14 protein-coding genes are annotated in these 18440 nt (G+C 72.5%); 9 read left to right on the top strand and 5 right to left on the bottom strand.

Translation table 11 applies throughout. From position 1 onward, the window contains the following. Nucleotides 1-124 precede the first annotated feature (124 nt). The 3 genes from GD880_RS03640 to GD880_RS03650 all read left to right on the top strand — a co-directional run bounded on the left by GD880_RS03640 (nt 125) and on the right by GD880_RS03650 (nt 5310). Nucleotides 125-2083, top strand: a complete 1959-nt coding sequence (locus tag GD880_RS03640) for a DUF6541 family protein (protein ID WP_152230263.1) — start codon at nt 125-127, stop codon at nt 2081-2083. Nucleotides 2084-2173: 90 nt separating this feature from the next. Beyond that, nucleotides 2174-4087 (top strand): SpoIID/LytB domain-containing protein, encoded by a 1914-nt coding sequence (locus tag GD880_RS03645; RefSeq protein WP_152230264.1) that lies wholly within the window; start codon nt 2174-2176, stop codon nt 4085-4087. Between the two features lie 233 nt (nt 4088-4320). Further along, on the top strand, nt 4321-5310 hold the full coding sequence (locus tag GD880_RS03650; RefSeq protein ID WP_152230265.1) for an excalibur calcium-binding domain-containing protein: 990 nt from the start codon (nt 4321-4323) through the stop codon (nt 5308-5310). Between the two features lie 75 nt (nt 5311-5385). On the opposite strand, the gene rfbB is transcribed toward GD880_RS03650, so the two are convergent. Next, complete coding sequence (rfbB, locus tag GD880_RS03655) at nt 5386-6378, bottom strand: dTDP-glucose 4,6-dehydratase (RefSeq protein ID WP_152230266.1); 993 nt, start codon at nt 6376-6378, stop codon at nt 5386-5388. A 204-nt stretch (nt 6379-6582) separates the two neighbouring features. On the opposite strand from rfbB, the gene GD880_RS03660 reads away from it, so the two are divergent. Continuing rightward, nucleotides 6583-8760, top strand: coding sequence for an N-acetylmuramoyl-L-alanine amidase (locus GD880_RS03660; protein ID WP_152230267.1), 2178 nt, complete (start codon nt 6583-6585; stop codon nt 8758-8760). Nucleotides 8761-8861: 101 nt separating this feature from the next. Here GD880_RS03660 and GD880_RS03665 read toward each other — a convergent pair whose 3' ends face one another. After that, on the bottom strand, nt 8862-9506 hold the full coding sequence (locus tag GD880_RS03665) for a dTDP-4-dehydrorhamnose 3,5-epimerase family protein (protein WP_152230268.1): 645 nt from the start codon (nt 9504-9506) through the stop codon (nt 8862-8864). Nucleotides 9507-9608: 102 nt separating this feature from the next. Between GD880_RS03665 and rfbD the strand changes: the two genes are divergently transcribed. Genes rfbD through GD880_RS03680 form a run of 3 tightly spaced genes read left to right on the top strand, consistent with a single transcriptional unit; the run spans nt 9609 to nt 11615 of the window. Then, nucleotides 9609-10475, top strand: coding sequence for a dTDP-4-dehydrorhamnose reductase (gene rfbD / locus GD880_RS03670; protein WP_152230269.1), 867 nt, complete (start codon nt 9609-9611; stop codon nt 10473-10475). Beyond that, nucleotides 10468-11235, top strand: a complete 768-nt coding sequence (locus GD880_RS03675) for a glycosyltransferase family 2 protein (protein WP_152230270.1) — start codon at nt 10468-10470, stop codon at nt 11233-11235. The genes rfbD and GD880_RS03675 overlap by 8 nt, the downstream gene beginning before the upstream one ends. Continuing rightward, complete coding sequence (locus GD880_RS03680; RefSeq protein ID WP_152230271.1) at nt 11232-11615, top strand: DUF2304 domain-containing protein; 384 nt, start codon at nt 11232-11234, stop codon at nt 11613-11615. The genes GD880_RS03675 and GD880_RS03680 overlap by 4 nt, the downstream gene beginning before the upstream one ends. Here GD880_RS03680 and GD880_RS03685 read toward each other — a convergent pair. Genes GD880_RS03685 through rfbA form a run of 3 tightly spaced genes read right to left on the bottom strand, consistent with a single transcriptional unit; the run spans nt 11585 to nt 14780 of the window. Continuing rightward, complete coding sequence (locus tag GD880_RS03685; protein ID WP_152230272.1) at nt 11585-12601, bottom strand: glycosyltransferase family 2 protein; 1017 nt, start codon at nt 12599-12601, stop codon at nt 11585-11587. The two genes, GD880_RS03680 and GD880_RS03685, sit on opposite strands and share 31 nt — an antisense overlap. Continuing rightward, entirely contained in the window at nt 12598-13914 is a 1317-nt protein-coding gene (locus tag GD880_RS03690) for a lipopolysaccharide biosynthesis protein (RefSeq protein WP_152230273.1), read from the bottom strand. Before GD880_RS03690 ends, GD880_RS03685 begins: the two co-directional genes overlap by 4 nt. Then, on the bottom strand, nt 13911-14780 hold the full coding sequence (rfbA, locus tag GD880_RS03695; protein WP_152230274.1) for a glucose-1-phosphate thymidylyltransferase RfbA: 870 nt from the start codon (nt 14778-14780) through the stop codon (nt 13911-13913). Before rfbA ends, GD880_RS03690 begins: the two co-directional genes overlap by 4 nt. Before the next feature lie 61 nt (nt 14781-14841). Here rfbA and manA point away from each other — a divergent pair, with 61 nt between their 5' ends. Next, entirely contained in the window at nt 14842-16068 is a 1227-nt protein-coding gene (gene manA, locus GD880_RS03700) for a mannose-6-phosphate isomerase, class I (protein ID WP_152230275.1), read from the top strand. A 369-nt stretch (nt 16069-16437) separates the two neighbouring features. Then, nucleotides 16438-18405, top strand: a complete 1968-nt coding sequence (locus GD880_RS03705; protein ID WP_226909354.1) for a S8 family peptidase — start codon at nt 16438-16440, stop codon at nt 18403-18405. Nucleotides 18406-18440: the final 35 nt, after the last annotated feature.

An 18440-nucleotide genomic window follows, 5' to 3' on the forward strand; every position in this document is an offset into this window, starting at 1 on the left:
GGCGACATCCCGACGGTGAGGCGGGCCGCCTGAGGGGTGGGGCAGGGCCGGGATCCGGCTTCGCCGCCCGCCGGGCGGGCAGGCACGGCGACGATGATTGACGACGTAACAAGGAGAGATACACATGGCGGCCGCTGACATCGCGGGCACGCTCGCCGTCGCGACCCTGCTGACCTGGCTCCCCGGCCTGCTGGTGCTGAGCCTGGCGCGGCTGCCCCGGCTGCTGGTGCTCGCCCTGGCCCCGGCGGTGACCCTCTTCCTCGCCTACGTCGGCACCCTGGCGGCCCGGGCGGTGGGCGTGTCGTGGTCGGTGGCGGCCCTCGCGGTCTGCACGGCCGTCCTGATGGCCGTCGTGTGGGGGCTGCGCCGGTGGCGCGGCCTGGAGGCGACCCGCCAGGCGAGGTGGACGCCGTCCGGCATCGTGTTCGTGACGCTGATGGTCCTGGTGGCGGTGGGCATCGGCGCCCGGGCGTACCTCGTCGCCTCGCAGAACTTCTACGTGATCCCGCAGGACTTCGACTCCGTCTTCCAGGCCAACGCGGTGCGCTGGATCGCCGAGCACGGGGACGGCACGGCGTCGGGGCTCACGGGCATCAACAACTACGCCTCGACGGCCCCCTTCTACTACCCGTCCACGCTGCACGCCCTCATGGCGCTGACCTACCAGCTCGCCGGCACGGGCGTCATCGCGGCGGTGCACGCCCACATCCTGCTCTGGATGCTCGCGCTGCCCCTGGGCGCCGCCGCCCTCGTCCGGGCGCTCGGCGCCGGGCCGGTGGGCGCCGGCGTCGCGGCGCTGGTCTCCACGAGCTTCACCGCCCTGCCCTACGAGCTCATCTGGCGCGGGCTCGTGCCCTTCACCGAGACGCTCGTCCTGGTGCCGGCGATGCTCGCGATGCTCGCCCTGGCGGCACGCCGGCGCACGGCGGTCGACGCCGTCCTGCTCGTCGGGGCGGCCGCGGGGCTGGTCGGCACGCACACGTCGGCCGCCACGACCCTCATGGTGTTCGGGATCCCGATGATCGTCGGGCTGCTCCTGCGGGAGCGGCGCGCGCTGCTCCCGCTGCTGCGGTGGGCGGCGCTCGCCGTCGTCCTCCTCGCGGTGCTGCTAACGCCCACCGTGCTCGACCTGCTGCACAGCTTCGACGAGCAGGACCTCGTGTGGGACTGGCCCGCGCTGCTGACCGTGCCCGAGGGCGTCAAGACCGCCGTGCTGTTCGGGACCGGCTACCGGGACACGGTGCAGCTGGCGCTGGCGGTCCTCGTGTGGCTCGGCGTCGGGTGCGCGGTGGTCTTCCGGCGCTACCGGATGGGGGTGGCCCTGGCGGTCGGCATGGTGGGCGCCATGGCGCTGTACGTGCTCGCCGTCGCCTCCGACAGCGCCCTCTCGCTCACCCTCACCGGGTTCTGGTGGAACGACCAGCTGCGCCTGTCCGCGCTCGTCGCGATCGCGGCGCCGGCGCTCGTGGGCCTGTTCGGCGACGCCGTCGGGTCGCTCGCCGGCCGGGGCGCGCTGCGGTTCGCCCGCGGTGTCTCGGTGGCGGGCCGGCGGCCGGTGATGGCGGTCGTCGCGTCTGTGCTCGGCGCCGCCGTGCTGGTCGCCGGGTACCTCGCCCTGACCCGGGACGGGTACTTCGTCCGCAGCCGCGACGCGATGCTGTACCGCTACGCGCTCGGCCCCACCGTGACCGAGAACGAGCGGGCGGGCATCGCCGAGCTGCCGGGCATCGTCCCGCCGGGCAGCCGGGTGATGAACGACTACCGCGACGGCTCGGCCCTCATGTACGCGCTCAGCGGCGTCCGTCCGGTGTTCGGCCACATGATGCCGGACCGCAAGAGTCCCGACCAGCTGCTGCTGGACCAGCACTTCGACGAGCTGGCCACCAACCCCGAGGTGGCGCGCGTGGCCCGCGAGCTGGACGTCGACTACGTCTGGATCTCCGAGGGCTTCCTCGAGCCCGGTGCCGTGCGCGCGCCCGGCGTCGACCAGGTGCCCGACCAGCCGCACCTGTTCGAGAAGGTGTACGAGAACCCCGGCGCGGTGCTCTACAAGATTGCGTGGGATACCGTCCCGAAGGGGTGAACTTAGGGGGCATCCTCAAGTATTGGTTCTCTGTGACGATATTCAGTCACGGGGGTCGTGTGCCCCAGTCGAACACCACGAGGGGTACGCATGAGACGGTTCAGACGCGCGGTGCAGGTCGCGGTCATCGGAATTCTTGCCGGCGCCGCGGCGAGCGTCGCTCCGGTCGCCCAGGCCGCCGAGGCGATCTACTACCCGCCGGCGTCCGGTGCGTGGGAGGTGCGCGGCCACGGCTACGGCCACGGCGTCGGGTTGTCCCAGTGGGGTGCCCGCGGTGCCGCCCAGCAGGGCCGCTCGGCGAACGAGATCCTCGACTTCTACTACCCGGGCACCGCGACCAACAACATCGGCAACCCCCAGATCCGCGTCGGGCTGACGTCGACGTTCGGCTCGGTCACGGCGGCCAGCTTCTGGAGCCCGGCCGGCACCGGTAACGCGGTCGCCGTCGATAACGGCGGCGGCGGCGTGCGCGTCGAGGGCGCCGGCATGTTCAACGTCCGGATCGACGGGCAGGGCTTCGTCGTCGACCGGGTGACGGCGGGCGGGGAGACCACCCGCTTCCCCGGCAACGAGCTGTGGGTGCGCACCATCAACGGCGTCGTCGCCTCGCCCGCGGGCGCGGCCGAGGGCGTCTGGTACCGCGGCGCCATCCGCCTGGTCCGCACGGGCGCGACCACGTACGACGTCGTCAACCACGTCTCGATGCAGGAGTACCTCTACGGCGTGGTGCCCCGGGAGATGCCCGCGGGCTGGGAGGCCGCCGCCCTGCAGGCCCAGGCCGTCGCGGCCCGCAGCTACGCGCTGTCGGTGTCCCGCCCGGCCAACGCCTACGACCTGTGCGACACGACGGCGTGCCAGGTCTACGGCGGCCGCGCCGCGGTCAACCCGGCCGGCACGATGACGTTCAACCGCGAGTCCGGGTCCAGCAACGCGGCCGTGGACGCCACCGGCGGGCTCGTGCGCTGGCACCAGGGCGCTGTGGCGTTCACCCAGTTCTCATCCTCCAACGGCGGGTACACCAAGGCGGGCAGCAAGCCCTACCTCGTCGCCAAGCCCGACCCGTGGTCCGGCGCCGCCCGCAACGACACCGTCTCGAGCTGGGGCGCGCAGCTGCCCGTCTCGGCCGTCCAGGCGAAGTGCCCGGCGGGCGGGACGCTCCAGCGCCTGGTCATCACCTCGCGCGACGGACGGGGCGAGTGGGGCGGCCGCATCACCGGCGCCCGGGTGGAGTGCACGACCGGCAACGCGAACGTCACCGGCGACGCCGCCCTCCGCTTCGGCATGAAGTCCTCGTGGTGGGTGCCGACCGCGCCGGCCGCCCGCGCCACCGGCTTCTTCCTGTCCAACTCCAACGCCACCGGCACCGCGGACATCGTCTTCAACTACGGCGACCCGGGCGACACGGTGCTGGTGGGCGACTGGGACGGCAATCGCACGGACACCCTGGCGGTGCGCCGCGGCGGGGTGTACTACCTGTCGAACTCCAACGCCACGGGCAAGGCCGACATCGTGATGGCGTACGGCAACCCCGACGACACGGTGCTGGTGGGGGACTGGGACGGGGACGGCGTGGACACCCTGGCCGTGCGTCGCGGCGGGGTGTACTACCTGTCGAACTCCAACGCCACGGGCAAGGCCGACATCGTGATGGCGTACGGCAACCCCGACGACACGGTGCTGGTGGGGGACTGGGACGGCAACGGCACGGACACCCTGGCGGTGCGCCGCGGCGGCGTCTACTACCTGTCGAACTCCAACACCACGGGCAAGGCCGACATCGTGATGGCGTACGGCAACCCCGGTGACACGGTGCTGGTGGGGGACTGGGACGGCAACGGCACGGACACCCTGGCGGTGCGCCGCGGCGGCGTCTACTACCTGTCGAACTCCAACGCCACCGGCAAGGCGGACGTCGTCATGGGCTACGGCGACCCCGGCGACGAGGTCATCGTGGGTGACTGGGACGGCAACGGCACCGACACGCTGGGCGTGCGGCGCCGCTGAGTCGCTGAGCTGCCTGGAGGCCCGCACCCCTCGGGGTGCGGGCCTCCACCCATGACGGTGCTCTGCAGAAGCAGAGGTTCACCGACCCTCGTCGCGACGAGAGCGGCCGCTGACGGCGCGGCCCGACGGCGCGAGGGGCGTGGCAGATGCGCCGAGAAGGAAGGGCCATTCGGCTCCGCTCGCTCCGGCATTACGGATAGCCTCCCGCCAAAAGCCTTCCGAAAGGGACCTTCATGTCCAGATTTCGTGCACTGCCCCTGCTCGCAGCCGGGGCGCTGTGCGCCACCGCGGGCCTTGCCGGCCCGTCCGCCCTCGCACAGGGATCGCCTGTAGGGGGAGCGGGGAGCCAGTACTTCCTCAACGACCAGTTCACCGGGACGGCGAACCACGAGTTCTTCTACGGCGAGCCGCGGGACAACGTGTACTTCGGAGACTGGAACGGCGACGGGATCGACACCCCGCTGATCCGCCGGGGCAACACCTTCTACGTGCGCAACGCCAATGTGACCGGCGGCGCCGACGCCGTCTTCGCCTACGGCGACCCGGGCGACACGGTGCTGGTGGGGGACTGGGACGGGGACGGCGTGGACACCCTCGCCGTGCGCCGCGGCGGCGTCTACCACGTGAAGAACTCGATCTCCTCGGGCCGCGCGGATGCGGTCATCGCCTACGGTGACCCGGGCGACACGGTGCTGGTGGGCGACTGGGACGGGGACGGCGTGGACACCCTGGCCGTGCGCCGCGGCGGGGTCTACCACGTGAAGAACTCGATCTCCTCGGGCGTGGCCGACGCCGTCTTCGCCTACGGCGACCCCGGGGACGCCGTCATCGTCGGGGACTGGGACGGCAACAAGACCGACACCCTGGGCGTGCGCCGCGGCAACGTCTACCACCTGCGGAACTCCACCACCTCCGGCGTGGCCGACGTGGTGTTCGCCTACGGCAACCCCGGCGACGCCGTCTTCGCCGGCGACTGGAACGCCGACGGCACAGACACCCTCGGGGTGCGCCGCGCCCCGGCCCCCGCCGTCGCTACGCCGGCACCGGTGAGCAAGCCGGCCCCGGCCCCCTCCGCTCCGGCGAAGCCCCGCAACGTCAACTGCTCCGACTTCAGGACCCAGGCGGAGGCACAGGCCTGGTTCAACCGGTACTACCCCTACTACGGCGACGTGGCCGGGCTCGACCGCGACCACGACGGGAAGGCCTGCGAGGCCCTGCCGTAACCCCGGCTCACCACGACCAGGGCCGTAGGCCCACTCACCACGTTCCGGCCCCGCGCGATCCGCGCGGGGCCGGACTCATTGCCCCTGAGCGGCGTACTTCGCCTCGACGGCGGCCTTCTGCGGGCGCCACCAGGCCTCGTGCTCGCGGTACCAGGCGATCGTGTCGGCCAGGCCGGCGCGGAAGTCCCGGAACTCTGGCTCCCAGCCGAGCTCGTCGCGCAGCCGGGTGTTGTCGATGGCGTAGCGGAGGTCGTGGCCGGGGCGGTCGGCGACGTGGTCGTAGTCGTGGGGATCGTGGCCCATGAGCTCGAGGATGAGCTCGACGACGTCCTTGTTGTTCTTCTCCCCGTCGGCCCCGATGAGGTAGGTCTCGCCGATCCGTCCCTCGTCGATGATGGTCCACACCGCGCGGTTGTGGTCGCGCACGTGGATCCAGTCGCGCACGTTCTGGCCGGCCCCGTAGAGCCTGGGGCGCACGCCGTCGAGGAGATTGGTGATCTGCCGGGGGATGAACTTCTCGATGTGCTGGTACGGGCCGTAGTTGTTCGAGCAGTTGGAGATCGTGGCCTCGAGCTGGAACGAGCGCACCCAGGCCCGGACCAGCAGGTCCGAGCCCGCCTTGGTCGAGGAGTAGGGCGAGGACGGGTTGTACGGGGTGTGCTCGGTGAACCTCGCGGGGTCGTCGAGCTCGAGGTCGCCGTACACCTCGTCCGTGGAGATGTGGTGGTACCGCGTGCCGTGCCGGCGCACGGCCTCGAGCAGGGTGAAGGTCCCCACGAGGTTGGTGCGCACGAAGGGCGAGGGGTCCTGGAGCGAGTTGTCGTTGTGCGACTCGGCGGCGAAGTGCACGACGACGTCCGCCTGCGCCACCAGGGGGTCCACGGTGTCCGCGTCGGCGATGTCGCCCTCGACGAGGGTGACCCGGTCGAGGCCGGCCAGCGAGCTGGGGTTGCCGGCGTAGGTGAGCTTGTCCAGGACGGTCACCTCCGCACCCTGCCGGTCCTCCAGGGTCTGGTGGACGAAGTTGGCGCCGATGAAGCCGGCGCCGCCGGTGACGAGAACACGCACAGATTCCTCCTGAGGCCACTACAACTCGGGCGAGTATGGCCGATTGTCCTAGATGGACGACGGGTGCGGGATGAGAGTCGCGGATCGCCCCGACCAATCCCGAGTATCCCCGTTCGTCCGCGCTACCGTCGGTAATGCAGGACACACGCAGAGCCCTGGTCCGATGTGTCCGCGTCCGTTTCCCCACCGACCGAAGGGCATCCGTTGTCATTCCGCCGCATCAACGCCGTGGCCTCGTCCGCCGCGTTGCTCCTGGTCCTGGGTGGTCTCCCCGCCGCCACAGCCACGACCGCCGGGGCCGCCATCCCCGCGTCGACCACGCCCGAGAGCCCGGTCACGCTGATCTCGCTGACGGACTCCGTGGGAGAGCCCACGAAGATCGCCGTCCAGGGCATCGAAGAGATCGCTGCCGACGCCGGCACGGCGCTGGGCACCGGGGTCGGCGGGACGGGGATCGGCGGCGTCGCGGGCGCCTCGGTCCCCACCTTCCGCGCCGCCTCGGCCGACACGACGGGTGATCCCGCAGAGCTCGACAACGTCGCCGTCCTGACGCCGCCGACGGCGACCGAGGAGTTCCTCGTCGCGGGCCTGACCTGGGACGCGGACAGCCCGCTCGCCCCCGGCTCCCAGATGTTCCTCCGCGTGCAGGAGAACGGCGACTGGTCGGACTGGCTGCAGATCGAGGAGGAAGAGTCCGACCGCCCCACGAGCGTCGCCGGCACCGGTCCGTTCCTCACCGGCGGCGCCGAGGCCGTCCAGGTCCAGGTGACGGGCGAGGCCGCCGCGCTGCCGGCCAACCTCCAGCTCAGCCTCATCCCGGCCAACCCCACGCCGGCCGAGGAGGTCATCACCGACCCCGGGGAGGCGCCCGACCAGCTGCCCACCGAGGCCCCGGTGGCCGCGGCCGCGCCGGTGGCATACCGCAGCCTCGGCACCCTGACGACGAGCGGAGCCGGCACCGTCCAGCCCGCGTCCTTTACGCCCGCCGCGGCACCCGCAGCTGCCGCCGTCGCGGCCGCAGCGCCCGCCGCTACCGCCGTCGCGCCCGCGGCGAGCCCGGCGGTCCCGACGACGCTCGGCGGGCCCGCGGCCGCTGCCGCCCGCCCGGCCGTCATCTCCCGCGCCGGGTGGGGCGCGGACGAGTCCTTCATGAAGTGGCGCCCGAGCTACAAGGCGCTCAAGGCCGCGATCGTGCACCACACGGCGGGGACCAACAACTACACGGCGGCCCAGTCCGCCTCGATCGTGCGCGGCATCTACTACTACCACGCCGTGACCAACGGCTGGGGCGACATCGGGTACAACTTCCTCGTCGACAAGTACGGTCAGGTCTTCGAGGGGCGCTCCGGCTCGATCCCCGCGCCCACCGGGACCATGCCCCAGGGCGCGCACGCCGCCAGCACCACCCTCGGCAACTTCAACCCCGGCACCCTGGGCATCTCGGCGATGGGCGACTACACGCAGGTCGGCGCCCCGCAGATCATCCTCGACCGCATGGCCGACGTCATCGCGTGGAAGTTCGGCGAGGCCGGCATCGACGTGAACACGCCCAGCGGGATCATGTCGCCCGGCACGGCGGCCCGACCGAAGGGGCAGAACCTGCCCCGGATCTTCGGGCACCGCGACGTCGGCGCGACCACCTGCCCCGGCAACGACATCTACGGCCGGCTCGGCAGCCTGACCCGGGCCGTCGACGCGCGCCTGACCCACCTGTTCTATCTGAACAACTCCTTCTCCGGTCAGGCTGACATCGTGTTCGACTACGGGAACCCCAACGACCGGTTCCTCGTCGGGGACTGGGACGGCGACAAGATCGACACGATGGCGATCCGCCGGTCGAACGTCTTCTACGTCCGCAACTCCAACACCACCGGTAACGCCGACAAGGTGTTCGCCTACGGCAACCCCGGCGACGTCGTCCTGGTGGGCGACTGGGACGGCGACGGCGTCGACACCCTCGCGGTGCGGCGGGGGAACCTGTACTACTTCAAGAACTCGGTCTCCACCGGCGTCGCCGACGTCGTGATCGCCTACGGCAACCCCGACGATCAGGTGCTGGTGGGGGACTGGGACGGCGACGGCAAGGACACCCTCGCCGTGCGGCGCGGGAACAACTACTTCGTCAAGAACTCCATCACCACCGGCGTCGCGGACAAGGTCATCATGTACGGCAACCCCGGTGACATCACGATCGTCGGCGACTGGGACGGTGACGGCGTGGACACCTTCGGGGTGCGCCGCGGCATCACCTACTACCTCAAGAACTCCATCTCCACGGGCGTGGCCGACCGGGTGTTCGCCTACGGCAACCCCGGCGACGAGGTCATCGTGGGTGACTGGGACGGCAACCGCACCGACACCCTCGGCGTCATCCGGCGCTGAGCCGCAGGAGCGACCGAGACCCGCCGTCCCCTGGACGGCGGGTCTCGGTCGTGGAGAGGGGAGGTCGCGCTCGACGCCGTGGGCGCCGGTGCGGCTTCGCGTCACACGGTGCCCGCGCGGGAGCCGGGCCGGCTCCCGAGCGTGGCGAGGTAGGCCTGGACGTCCTCGTAGGAGGGCAGCAGCCCCTGCTCCCGGGCCGCGGTCAGGGTGGGCGCGGCGGCGTCCTTGTCCGAGAGCAGCGGCTCCAGCGGGCTGCCGTCGCGGGCCTGGTGCGGCCAGTCGATGGCGAGCTCGGGGGAGAGCGGGCTGATGCCGTGCTCCCGCCCCGGGGCATACGGGGCCGAGCACAGGTACATCACGGTCGAGTCGTCCTCCAGGGCGCAGAAGGCGTGGCCGAGCCCCTCCGAGATGTAGATCGCCCGCCGGTCGACGTCGTCGAGCAGCACGGTGTCCCACCGGCCGAACGTGGGCGAGCCCACCCGGATGTCGACCACCACGTCCAGCACCGCGCCGCGCGGGCAGGTGACGTACTTGGCCTGCGACGGCGGGACGTCGGCGAAGTGGATGCCGCGCACCACGCCCGCGGCCGAGACGGAGCAGTTGACCTGCTTGAGATCGAGCGGGTGGCCGACGGCCTCGACGAAGGCGTCCTCCTTGAACGCCTCGAGGAAGACCCCGCGGGGGTCGCCGAGCTGCCGGGGGGTGATCTCCCAGGCTCCTTGGATCCCGAGCTCACGGAACTGCACTGCACCCTCCTTGTCGCCTGGTCGGACCGGGCGTCCGACCGACTCACCCTAGCGACGCGGTTAGGCTGCTACCCGGACACCGGGCACGACGAGGGGAGCGGCATGCGCTGGTTGGTGGCAGGGGCCACCGGGATGCTGGGCACCGACCTGGTGGCACGACTGCGGGGCGACGGCCGCGACGTCGTCGCCGCCGGCCACGCGGAGCTCGACATCACCGACCCGGTCGCCGTCGCCGCCCGGGTGCGCGACGTCGACGTCGTCGTCAACTGTGCGGCGTGGACCGCGGTGGACGACGCCGAGACCCACGAGGGTGCGGCCTTCCGGCTCAACGCCACCGCCCCCCAGCTGCTCGCCCGCGCCGCGCACGCCGCTGGGGCCCGGCTCGTGCAGGTCTCCACCGACTACGTCTTCGACGGCGCGGCCACGGCGCCCTACGCCGAGGACGCGCCGCTGGCCCCGGTCTCCGCCTACGGGCGCACCAAGGCCGCCGGGGAGTGGGCGGTGCGGGCGGAGACCGACGACTACCTCGTCGTGCGCACCGCCTGGCTCTACGGGGCGCACGGGGCATGCTTCCCGCGGACGATGGCCCGTCTGGCCGCCGAGCGGCCCCAGCTGCAGGTGGTGGCCGACCAGGTGGGCCAGCCGACCTGGACCGCTGACCTCGCCGACCTCCTCGTGCGCCTGGTCGACGCCGGCGCGCCGAGCGGCACCTACCACGGCACCGCCTCGGGACAGGTCTCCTGGCACGGCTTCGCCCGCGCCGTCGTCGCCGCCGCGGGCAAGGACCCCGCGATGGTGGCCGAGACGACGTCCGCGGCGTTCGTGCGGCCGGCGCCGCGGCCCGCGTACTCGGTGCTCGGCCACGACGCGCTCGTCGCCGCCGGCGTGGCCCCCATCGGCGACTGGGCCGCGCGGTGGGCCGCGGCCGCCGACGACGTGCTGGCGCTCGCGGGGCGGACCCGTGGCTGACGGCGCGGCACCCAGCGGGCGCGGGCTCCTCGTCGTCCTGCCCGCCTGGAACGAGGAGGAGGCGCTGCCCGGCGTGCTGGCCGAGCTGCGCGCCGCGATGCCCGAGGCGGACGTCGCCGTCGTCTCCGACGGCTCGGTGGACCGCACGGCCGACGTGGCCCGGGCCGCGGGGGTCCGGGTGCTCGAGCTGCCGTTCAACATGGGCGTGGGCGGCGCGATGCGGGCCGGCTACGCCTACGCGGCCCGCAAGGGCTACGCGCGCGTGGTCCAGCTCGACGCGGACGGCCAGCACGACCCCACCGAGATCGGCGCGCTCGTCGCGACGGCGGAGGCCACCGGCGCCGACCTGGTGATCGGCGCCCGCTTCGCGGGCAAGGGCGACTACGAGGTCCGCGGCCCGCGCAAGTGGGCGATGAAGCTGCTGTCGTCCGTGCTCTCGCGGGTGACCCGGACGACGCTGACCGACACCACCTCGGGGTTCAAGCTCGCCGGGCCCCGGGCCATCGAGCTGTTCGCCCGGGACTACCCCGCGGAGTATCTCGGCGACACCGTCGAGGCGCTCGTGCTCGCCGCGCGCCACGGCCTCGTGGTGCGCCAGGCCGCGGTCGAGATGCGCCCGCGCGCCGGCGGCACGCCGTCGCACAACCCCGCCAAGGCGGCGCTGTTCCTCATGCGCGCCCTGGTGGCGCTGTTCGTGGCGCTCACCCGGCCCCGCGCCGCGGGCGCCGAGGCCACCCAGGACCAGGAGGCGGGACGATGAGCGGGTACGTCTTTGCGATCTGCTTCGCGGTGCTGACGGTCCTGGTGATCTTCTCGCTGCTGCGCAGCCGGCACATGCGCGAGAAGTACGCCACCGCCTGGATGCTGGTGGCGGTGGCCGTCCTAGTGGTGGCCGTCTTCCCGGGAATCCTCGACTGGCTCGCCGCCCTGTTCGGGATCAAGACCCCGATCAACCTCGTCTTCTTCGTCGCCTCGCTGGCGCTGCTCCTCATCTCCGTGCAGTACTCCGTCGAGCTCTCCCGGCTGGAAGAACGCAGCCGCAAGCTCTCCGAGGAGGTGGCGATCCTGCGCGCGGAGGTCGAGGACGTCCGCGCCGCGGTGGAGGGGGGTCAGACCAACGGGCGCACCAGCCGCCAGTAGGCGCGCAGCAGGCTCTCGAGCGGCTGCGCCGCCGCCGGCAGGGCCATCTGCGCGGGGTCGAACCGATCCGTGAGCAGCCGCGTCAGGTGCTGGTCCGAGACCGTGCGGGTGCCCTGCACGAGCCGGCGGCGCCGCCGGATCCAGCCCGGGTGGCGCAGCACCCAGCCCCAGGAGCGGACCTTCTGCCGGGCCCACCCCTGCGAGGCCGCCACGGCGAGCAGCGCGACGTCGAAGGCGAGGAGCGGCAGGGCCAGCAGCGCGAGGGTCTTCAGCTCGTGGCAGGTGAGGAGGAAGAGCCAGCGGTTGCGCTCGACCAGGTACATCTTCAGCGGCGAGCGGCCGAACTCGTAGTGGTGGCGGACCCGGGCGTCCGCCAGCACCTCGACCCGCAGGCCGCGCTGCCAGCACCGCCAGGACAGCTCCAGGTCCTCCAGGTAGGCGAAGAACTGGCCGGGGAAGCCGCCGAGGTCGTCCCAGACCGTCCGGCGCAGCACCATGGTGGCGCCGCTGGCCGAGGCCACGTCGGCGACCTCGGGGACCCGGGCGGCGTCCTCGCCCATCTGGCCGGCCCAGCACAGGCCGAGCACGTGCAACGGGTTGCCGGCGGAGTTGACCTTGTTGGGCTGGTCGGCGAGCAGGACCAGGGCCCCGGCGATGCCGACCGACTCGTCCCCGGCCCGCTCGACGAGCAGCCGGAGGCAGTCCGGCTCCACCTCGGCGTCGCTGTTGACCATCGCGATGAACGGCGCCCGGCTCTCCCGGACGCCGAGGTTCACCCCGCCCGCGAAGCCGAGGTTCGTGCTGGGGCGGATGACGCGGACCCCCTCGCGGCCGGCCACCCGGGACACCGCGTCGCTGGTGCATCCGTTGTCCACCAGGACGATCTCCAGCGAGACCCCCGTCGAGGCGAGGACGGCGTCCACGGCCGCGCCGAGCCACTCCTCCTCGCCGTAGGCGAGCATGATCACGCTGAGCTGGGGGGTCATCGGTCCTCCGGGGTATCGAGGGTGAGGCGGCTCTCCCACGCGCGGGTGGTGCGCTGGAGAGCGAGGGCGAAGAACGCCGCCGCTGCGCCGGAGCCCGTGCACAGCGCGACGGCGACGGTGGTGGTGATGGGCAGCGGCAGGGCGAGGCTGAGCACGGTCACGACGATGCCGAGCCCCCAGCCCAGCGCCACCACGGTGTCCGTCTTGTGGGCGAGCAGCCCCTGCGCCAGCAGCTGCGCCACCATGAACAGCGCGCCGGAGACGGCGATGAGCGTGATGTCCAGCACGGACACGTCGAAGGCCGGGCCGTAGATGACGTGCATGACCCAGCGGCCCAGCACGGCGATGCCCACGACCCCGGCTCCGCCGAGCAGGGCCGTGGCGGCGAAGCCACGGCGCATCGCGGCGCGGAAGGCCGCGTGGCGCCCGGTGGTGACCTGGGCGGCGAGGGCGGGGAGGAAGACGGCCTGGACGGCGGCGAACAGGAACAGGGGCACGCGCCCGATGGTGATCGCGGCGACGAACTGCCCGGTGATGGCCTGCTCGGCGGGCGTCGCGAGCACGGCGATGGCCAGCGGGCCGGCGTTCGCGACCAGCTGCGCGGTGATCGAGGTGGTCACCAGGGGGGCCAGCGGGTACCGCTCGCCGGGCACGGCGGGACCGTCCCGGCGCAGCAGGTCGCGCAGCGGGATGGTGGCGAGCGTGGCGAGCGCGGGGCTGAGGACGAGCACGGCGGCGTACAGCGCGGCCGAGCTCGTGGGGAGCAGGAAGATGGCCGCGCTGAGCACCATGCGCGCGGCCCCGTCCACGGCGAGCTGGGCGCCGTACCGGCGGAACCGTCCCGTCCCGGCGAGCATGCCGCGCGCGTAGTACTCGAGCGCCTGGGCCGCGAGGGCCAGCACGAGCACCACGAGGAGGATCCGCGAGCCGCCGAGGAAGGTGTCGGCGATCGGGCCGTTGAAGACGGCGGCGACGAGGGCCAGGGCGCCCAGCGCGGCGGCGGCGTAGTGCCGCACCCGGGCGAGCGGCGGGAAGGCAGCACCGCGGGCGCGCGCCGCGGAGATGCGCCGGCCGACCTCCTGCTCCAGGGGCATGAACAGGCCGATGCCGACGGCGTTGAGGATGGTCCACGCCACAGAGACCGGGGCCGCGGCGGCCGGGCCCAGGTCGCGCCCGGACAGCCCGAGGAACACGAAGCCGGAAAGCCCCAGGACGAGCAGGCCGACGCCGACCTGGAGGGTGCTGCTCGAGCTGGCGCCGCCGGCCGCCGCGGCGGGGCGATCTGGAACGGGGCTCGGTCCGGCGTCGCTCACGCTTCGCCGTCGAGCAGCCCGAGGAGGTACTCGCCGTAGCCGGACTTGCGCAGCGGCTCGGCACGCTCGCGCAGCTGGTCGTCGCTGAGGAAGCCGCGGCGCCACGCGACCTCCTCCGGGCAGCCGACCTTCAGGCCCTGCCGGGCCTCCACCGTGCGCACGAACGCCGTGGCGTCCGCCAGCGAGTCGAACGTGCCGGTGTCCAGCCAGGCGGTGCCCCGAGGCAGGACCTCGACGTGCAGGCGGCCCTGCTCGAGGTACGCCCGGTTGACGTCGGTGATCTCGTACTCCCCGCGCGCCGACGGCCGCAGGTGCTTGGCGATCTCCACGACGTCGTTGTCGTAGAAGTACAGGCCCGGCACGGCGTAGGAGCTCTTCGGGCGCGCGGGCTTCTCCTCCAGGGACAGGGCCCGGAAGTGCTCGTCGAACTCCACCACGCCGTACGCCGTCGGGTCCGCGACGTGGTAGGCGAAGACGGCGCCGCCGTCGATGTCGCCGAAGCGCTGGAGCGTCGTCCCCATGCCGGGACCGTAGAAGATGTTGTCGCCCAGGACGAGCGCGGCGGGCTCCCGGCCGAGGAACTCCTCGCCCAGGACGAACGCCTGCGCGAGCCCGTTGGGCACCTCCTGGACCGTGTAGGAGAGGGAGATGCCGAACTGGGAGCCGTCGCCGAGCAGGCGGCGGAAGGACGGCGCGTCGTGCGGGGTGGTGATGACCAGGACGTCGCGGATGCCGGCCAGCATGAGCGTGGTGAGCGGGTAGTACACCATCGGCTTGTCGTAGACCGGCACGAGCTGCTTGCTCACACCCTGGGTGATCGGGTGCAGCCGGGTGCCGGAGCCGCCCGCCAGAATGATTCCGCGCATTCGTCCATTCTGACGCATGCACGACCGATACGGTTGAACGGTTGAGGATGGAAGGTGACGGGTGCTCAAGCTGCACGGTGTGGGGCGCGACTACGCGTGGGGCTCGGTCGAGGCCATCCCGCAGCTGGTGGGCGCCAGCCCGAACGGTGCTCCGCTCGCCGAGCTGTGGTTCGGCGCCCACCCGGGCGGACCGGCCGCCGTCCGCCCGGCGGAGGCCGACGGGGCCGGGTCGGCGACGACGATGCCGGACCTGCGGGCGGTCATCCAGGCCGACCCGGCGGGCACGCTGGGCGCCGACGTCGTCTCGCGCTTCGGTGCGCGCCTGCCCTACCTGCTCAAGCTCATCGCCCCGGAGCGTCCGCTCTCCCTGCAGGTGCACCCGAGCCTCGACAGGGCGCGGGAGCGCTACGCGGCCGAGGAGGCCACCGGCATCGCCCGCGACGCGCCCGAGCGCAACTACCGTGACCCGAACCACAAGCCCGAGCTGGTGTACGCGCTGACGACGTTCGAGGCGATGTGCGGCTTCCGCGCCCCCCGCCGGGCGGCGGAGCTGCTGGTCGGGCTCGAGGTGCCGCTCGCCCAGCGCCTGCGCGACCTGCTGCGGGCCGACCCCAGCGCGGGTGGGGTGCGCGACGCGTTCACGACGCTGCTCGATCACGGCACCCGTCCGGCCCGGGAGGAGGTCGCGGCGGTGGCCGAGGCGTGTGCCGCCCGGCTGGGCGATGGGTCGCCGTCACCGCGCGCGGACGGCACCGTGGTGATGCTCGCGGAGGCCTACCCCGGCGACCCCGGCGTCGTGGCGTCCCTGCTCCTCAACCCCGTCACCCTCCGCCCGGGTGAGGCGCTGTTCGTCCCGGCCGGCGGGGTGCACGCGTACCTGTCCGGCCTGGGCGTCGAGATCATGGCCTCCTCCGACAACGTGCTGCGCGCGGGGCTGACCGAGAAGCACATCGACGTGCCCGAGATGCTCGAGTGCGTGGACTACGTCGCCGCCCCGCCCATCCGTCCCGCCCCGGAGATCTTCCACGGGGCGACGAAGGTGTTCTATGCGCCGGTGGACGACTTTGAGCTCTCGGTGACTGACCTCGCCGACCCGCCCGCCGGGCCTCCGCACCCGCTGCCCGGCCGCGGCCCGCGCATCCTGCTGTGCCTGGAGGGCGCCGTCGACATCTTCTCGACCGCGGAGCGGGCGACGCTGGAACGGGGTCAGGCCCTCTTCGTCCGTGCCGACGAGGGACGGGTGTCCGTTCGTGGCCAGGGCACCGTCGTGCAGGCCGACGTGCCCTGAGCGGCGGCTCCCTGTCGGTCGCGGCAACCAATGCCCTGATCGGGAGGATATCGATACATGAGCTGTCCGTCGATTTCCTATACATGACCTGTTCGTCTATTTCTGAGCGGTCGCGGACGTCCGAATGTCATATGCGTATCGGACGTATTGTTTTCTGCTGAACAACCCGTTCTCGTTTTAGCCGCACCGCCCACATTTGTGTCCTACATTCCCTCGTAGGCAGGCGCAGGTGTCGTTTTCGGTGGCGCCGGCGGACGGCGATGTCCCCCGGCGCGCGACGGCAAGGGGGAAGCCGTGACCGACGCAGGAGCATGGGGACACCGCGCCCGGCCGCGGCGGGCCGGGTGGTCGCGCCGGGCGAGGCAGCTGGTGGCCATCGCAGGCGTTCTTGTGGTGGCGACGGCCCTGGCGGTGGGGCAGGCATCCGCCGCGCCTCCTCCGCTCGACAGCGCCGAGGTCGCGGGCCTGATCGTGGCCTACGCGCCCGGCGTGGCCGCGGCGGAGCAGCCGGGCGTGGCCACCGGCTCGGCGTTCCTCGGGAATCCGCGCTTGCGGGTCGGCAACGACCTCGGGCGCGGCATGCGCACCGTGGGCCTCGAGGCCCCGTTGGCCGTGGACGCCGCCCGCGACCTCGCGGCGCGGCTGACCGCCTCCCCGCAGGTGCTGTGGGCGGAGCCGGACTACGTCGTCTCCCTGCCGGAGAACCTCGGTGCCATCGAGTCGCCCGGCACCCACGTCGTCGATCCAGCGCCGAAGGAAGGGCTCACCACGGAGGCCGTGCAGCTCTCGCCCCCGTGGGGGCTGGACCGCATCGACCAACGCTCCGGCCTGAACGCGAGATACGAGTACGGCACCACCGGGGCCGGCGTCACCGCGTACGTGGTGGACACCGGGATCCGCGCGAGCCACCAGGAGTTCACGGGCCGCGTCCGGCCGGGCTTCTCTGCCGTCGCCGACGGTCGCGGCACCGCCGACTGTCACGGTCACGGCACCCATGTCGCCGGCACGCTCGGAGGCACCACCTACGGCGTTGCCAAGAAGGTGACGTTCGTCCCGGTGCGCGTGCTGGACTGCAACGGCTCCGGGACGATCTCCACCGTCGTCAGCGGGATCGACTGGGTCGTCCAGGATCACCCCGTCGGGGCGCCCGCGGTGGTGAACATGAGCTTGGGTGGTCCCGCGAGCGACGCGCTCGACGCCGCCGTGCGGCGGCTCGTCGCGGACAACATCACGGTCGTCGTGGCGTCCGGCAACAGCGGCGCGGACGCGTGCCTGACCAGCCCGGCGCGCACGGCGGAGGCCATCACGGTGAACGCGTCGACGCAAACCGACGAGCACGCCCCGTTCTCCAACTTCGGTGCGTGCACCGACATCTACGCACCCGGGGTGGGGGTCAGGTCCGCATGGGCGTCGTCCGACACGGCCGCCATCGAAGGTGATGGGACGTCGATGGCCACCCCGCACGTGGCCGGGGTGGCCGCGCGGACCCTCGAGGCGAACCCACGGCTCATGCCGGCCGAGGTGTGGCGCGCCATCGAGCAGGCGGCCACCCCCGTCGAGCTCATGCCGGTCGACGGCACAGACGCCGGCAAGTTGCTCTATGCCGCGCCCACGCCCGCTGCCCCCGCGCCGCCGGGCCCAGGAGCCGCGCCCGGGCAGGATTACGGATTCTTTCTCAACAATTCCGTGACCGGCACGGCTGACGTGCACTTTTTCTACGGGGATCGGGGCGACGAGGTTCTCGTGGGCGACTGGGACGGTGACGGAATAAAGACCCCGGCCGTGCGCCGCGGCGCCACGTTCTATGTGCGCAATTCGAATACGTCAGGAGGTGCCGACCGCGTTTTCACGTACGGCAACCCGGGCGACGAGGTACTGGTGGGGGACTGGGACGGCGACGGCACCGACACACTCGCCGTCCGTCGAGGCGGCACGTACTTCATCCGGAACTCCACGACGACCGGCGGGGCCGACGTCGTCATCGCCTACGGGGATCCGGGCGACGAGGTGGTGGTGGGGGACTGGGACGGGAACGGCAGCGATTCGCTGGGGGTGCGCCGGGGGAACCAGTTCTACCTGCGCAACACGCTGACGTCGGGCAACGCGGACCTCGTGGTGGGGTATGGCAACCCGGGCGACGAGGTGGTGGTGGGGGACTGGGACGGGAACCGCAGCGATTCGCTGGGGGTGCGCCGGGGGAACCAGTTCTACCTGCGCAACACGCTGACGTCGGGCAACGCGGACCTCGTGGTGGGCTACGGCAACCCGGGCGACCAGGCCCTGGTGGGGGACTGGGACGGCGACCGCACCGACACGCTGGGCGTGTACCGCCGCTGAATCCGGTTGACGCGGCGCCCGAGAGACCGGGGCGC

It is taken from the genome of Georgenia ruanii (genome assembly GCF_009193175.1).
Taxonomy (GTDB): Bacteria; Actinomycetota; Actinomycetes; order Actinomycetales; family Actinomycetaceae; genus Georgenia; species Georgenia ruanii.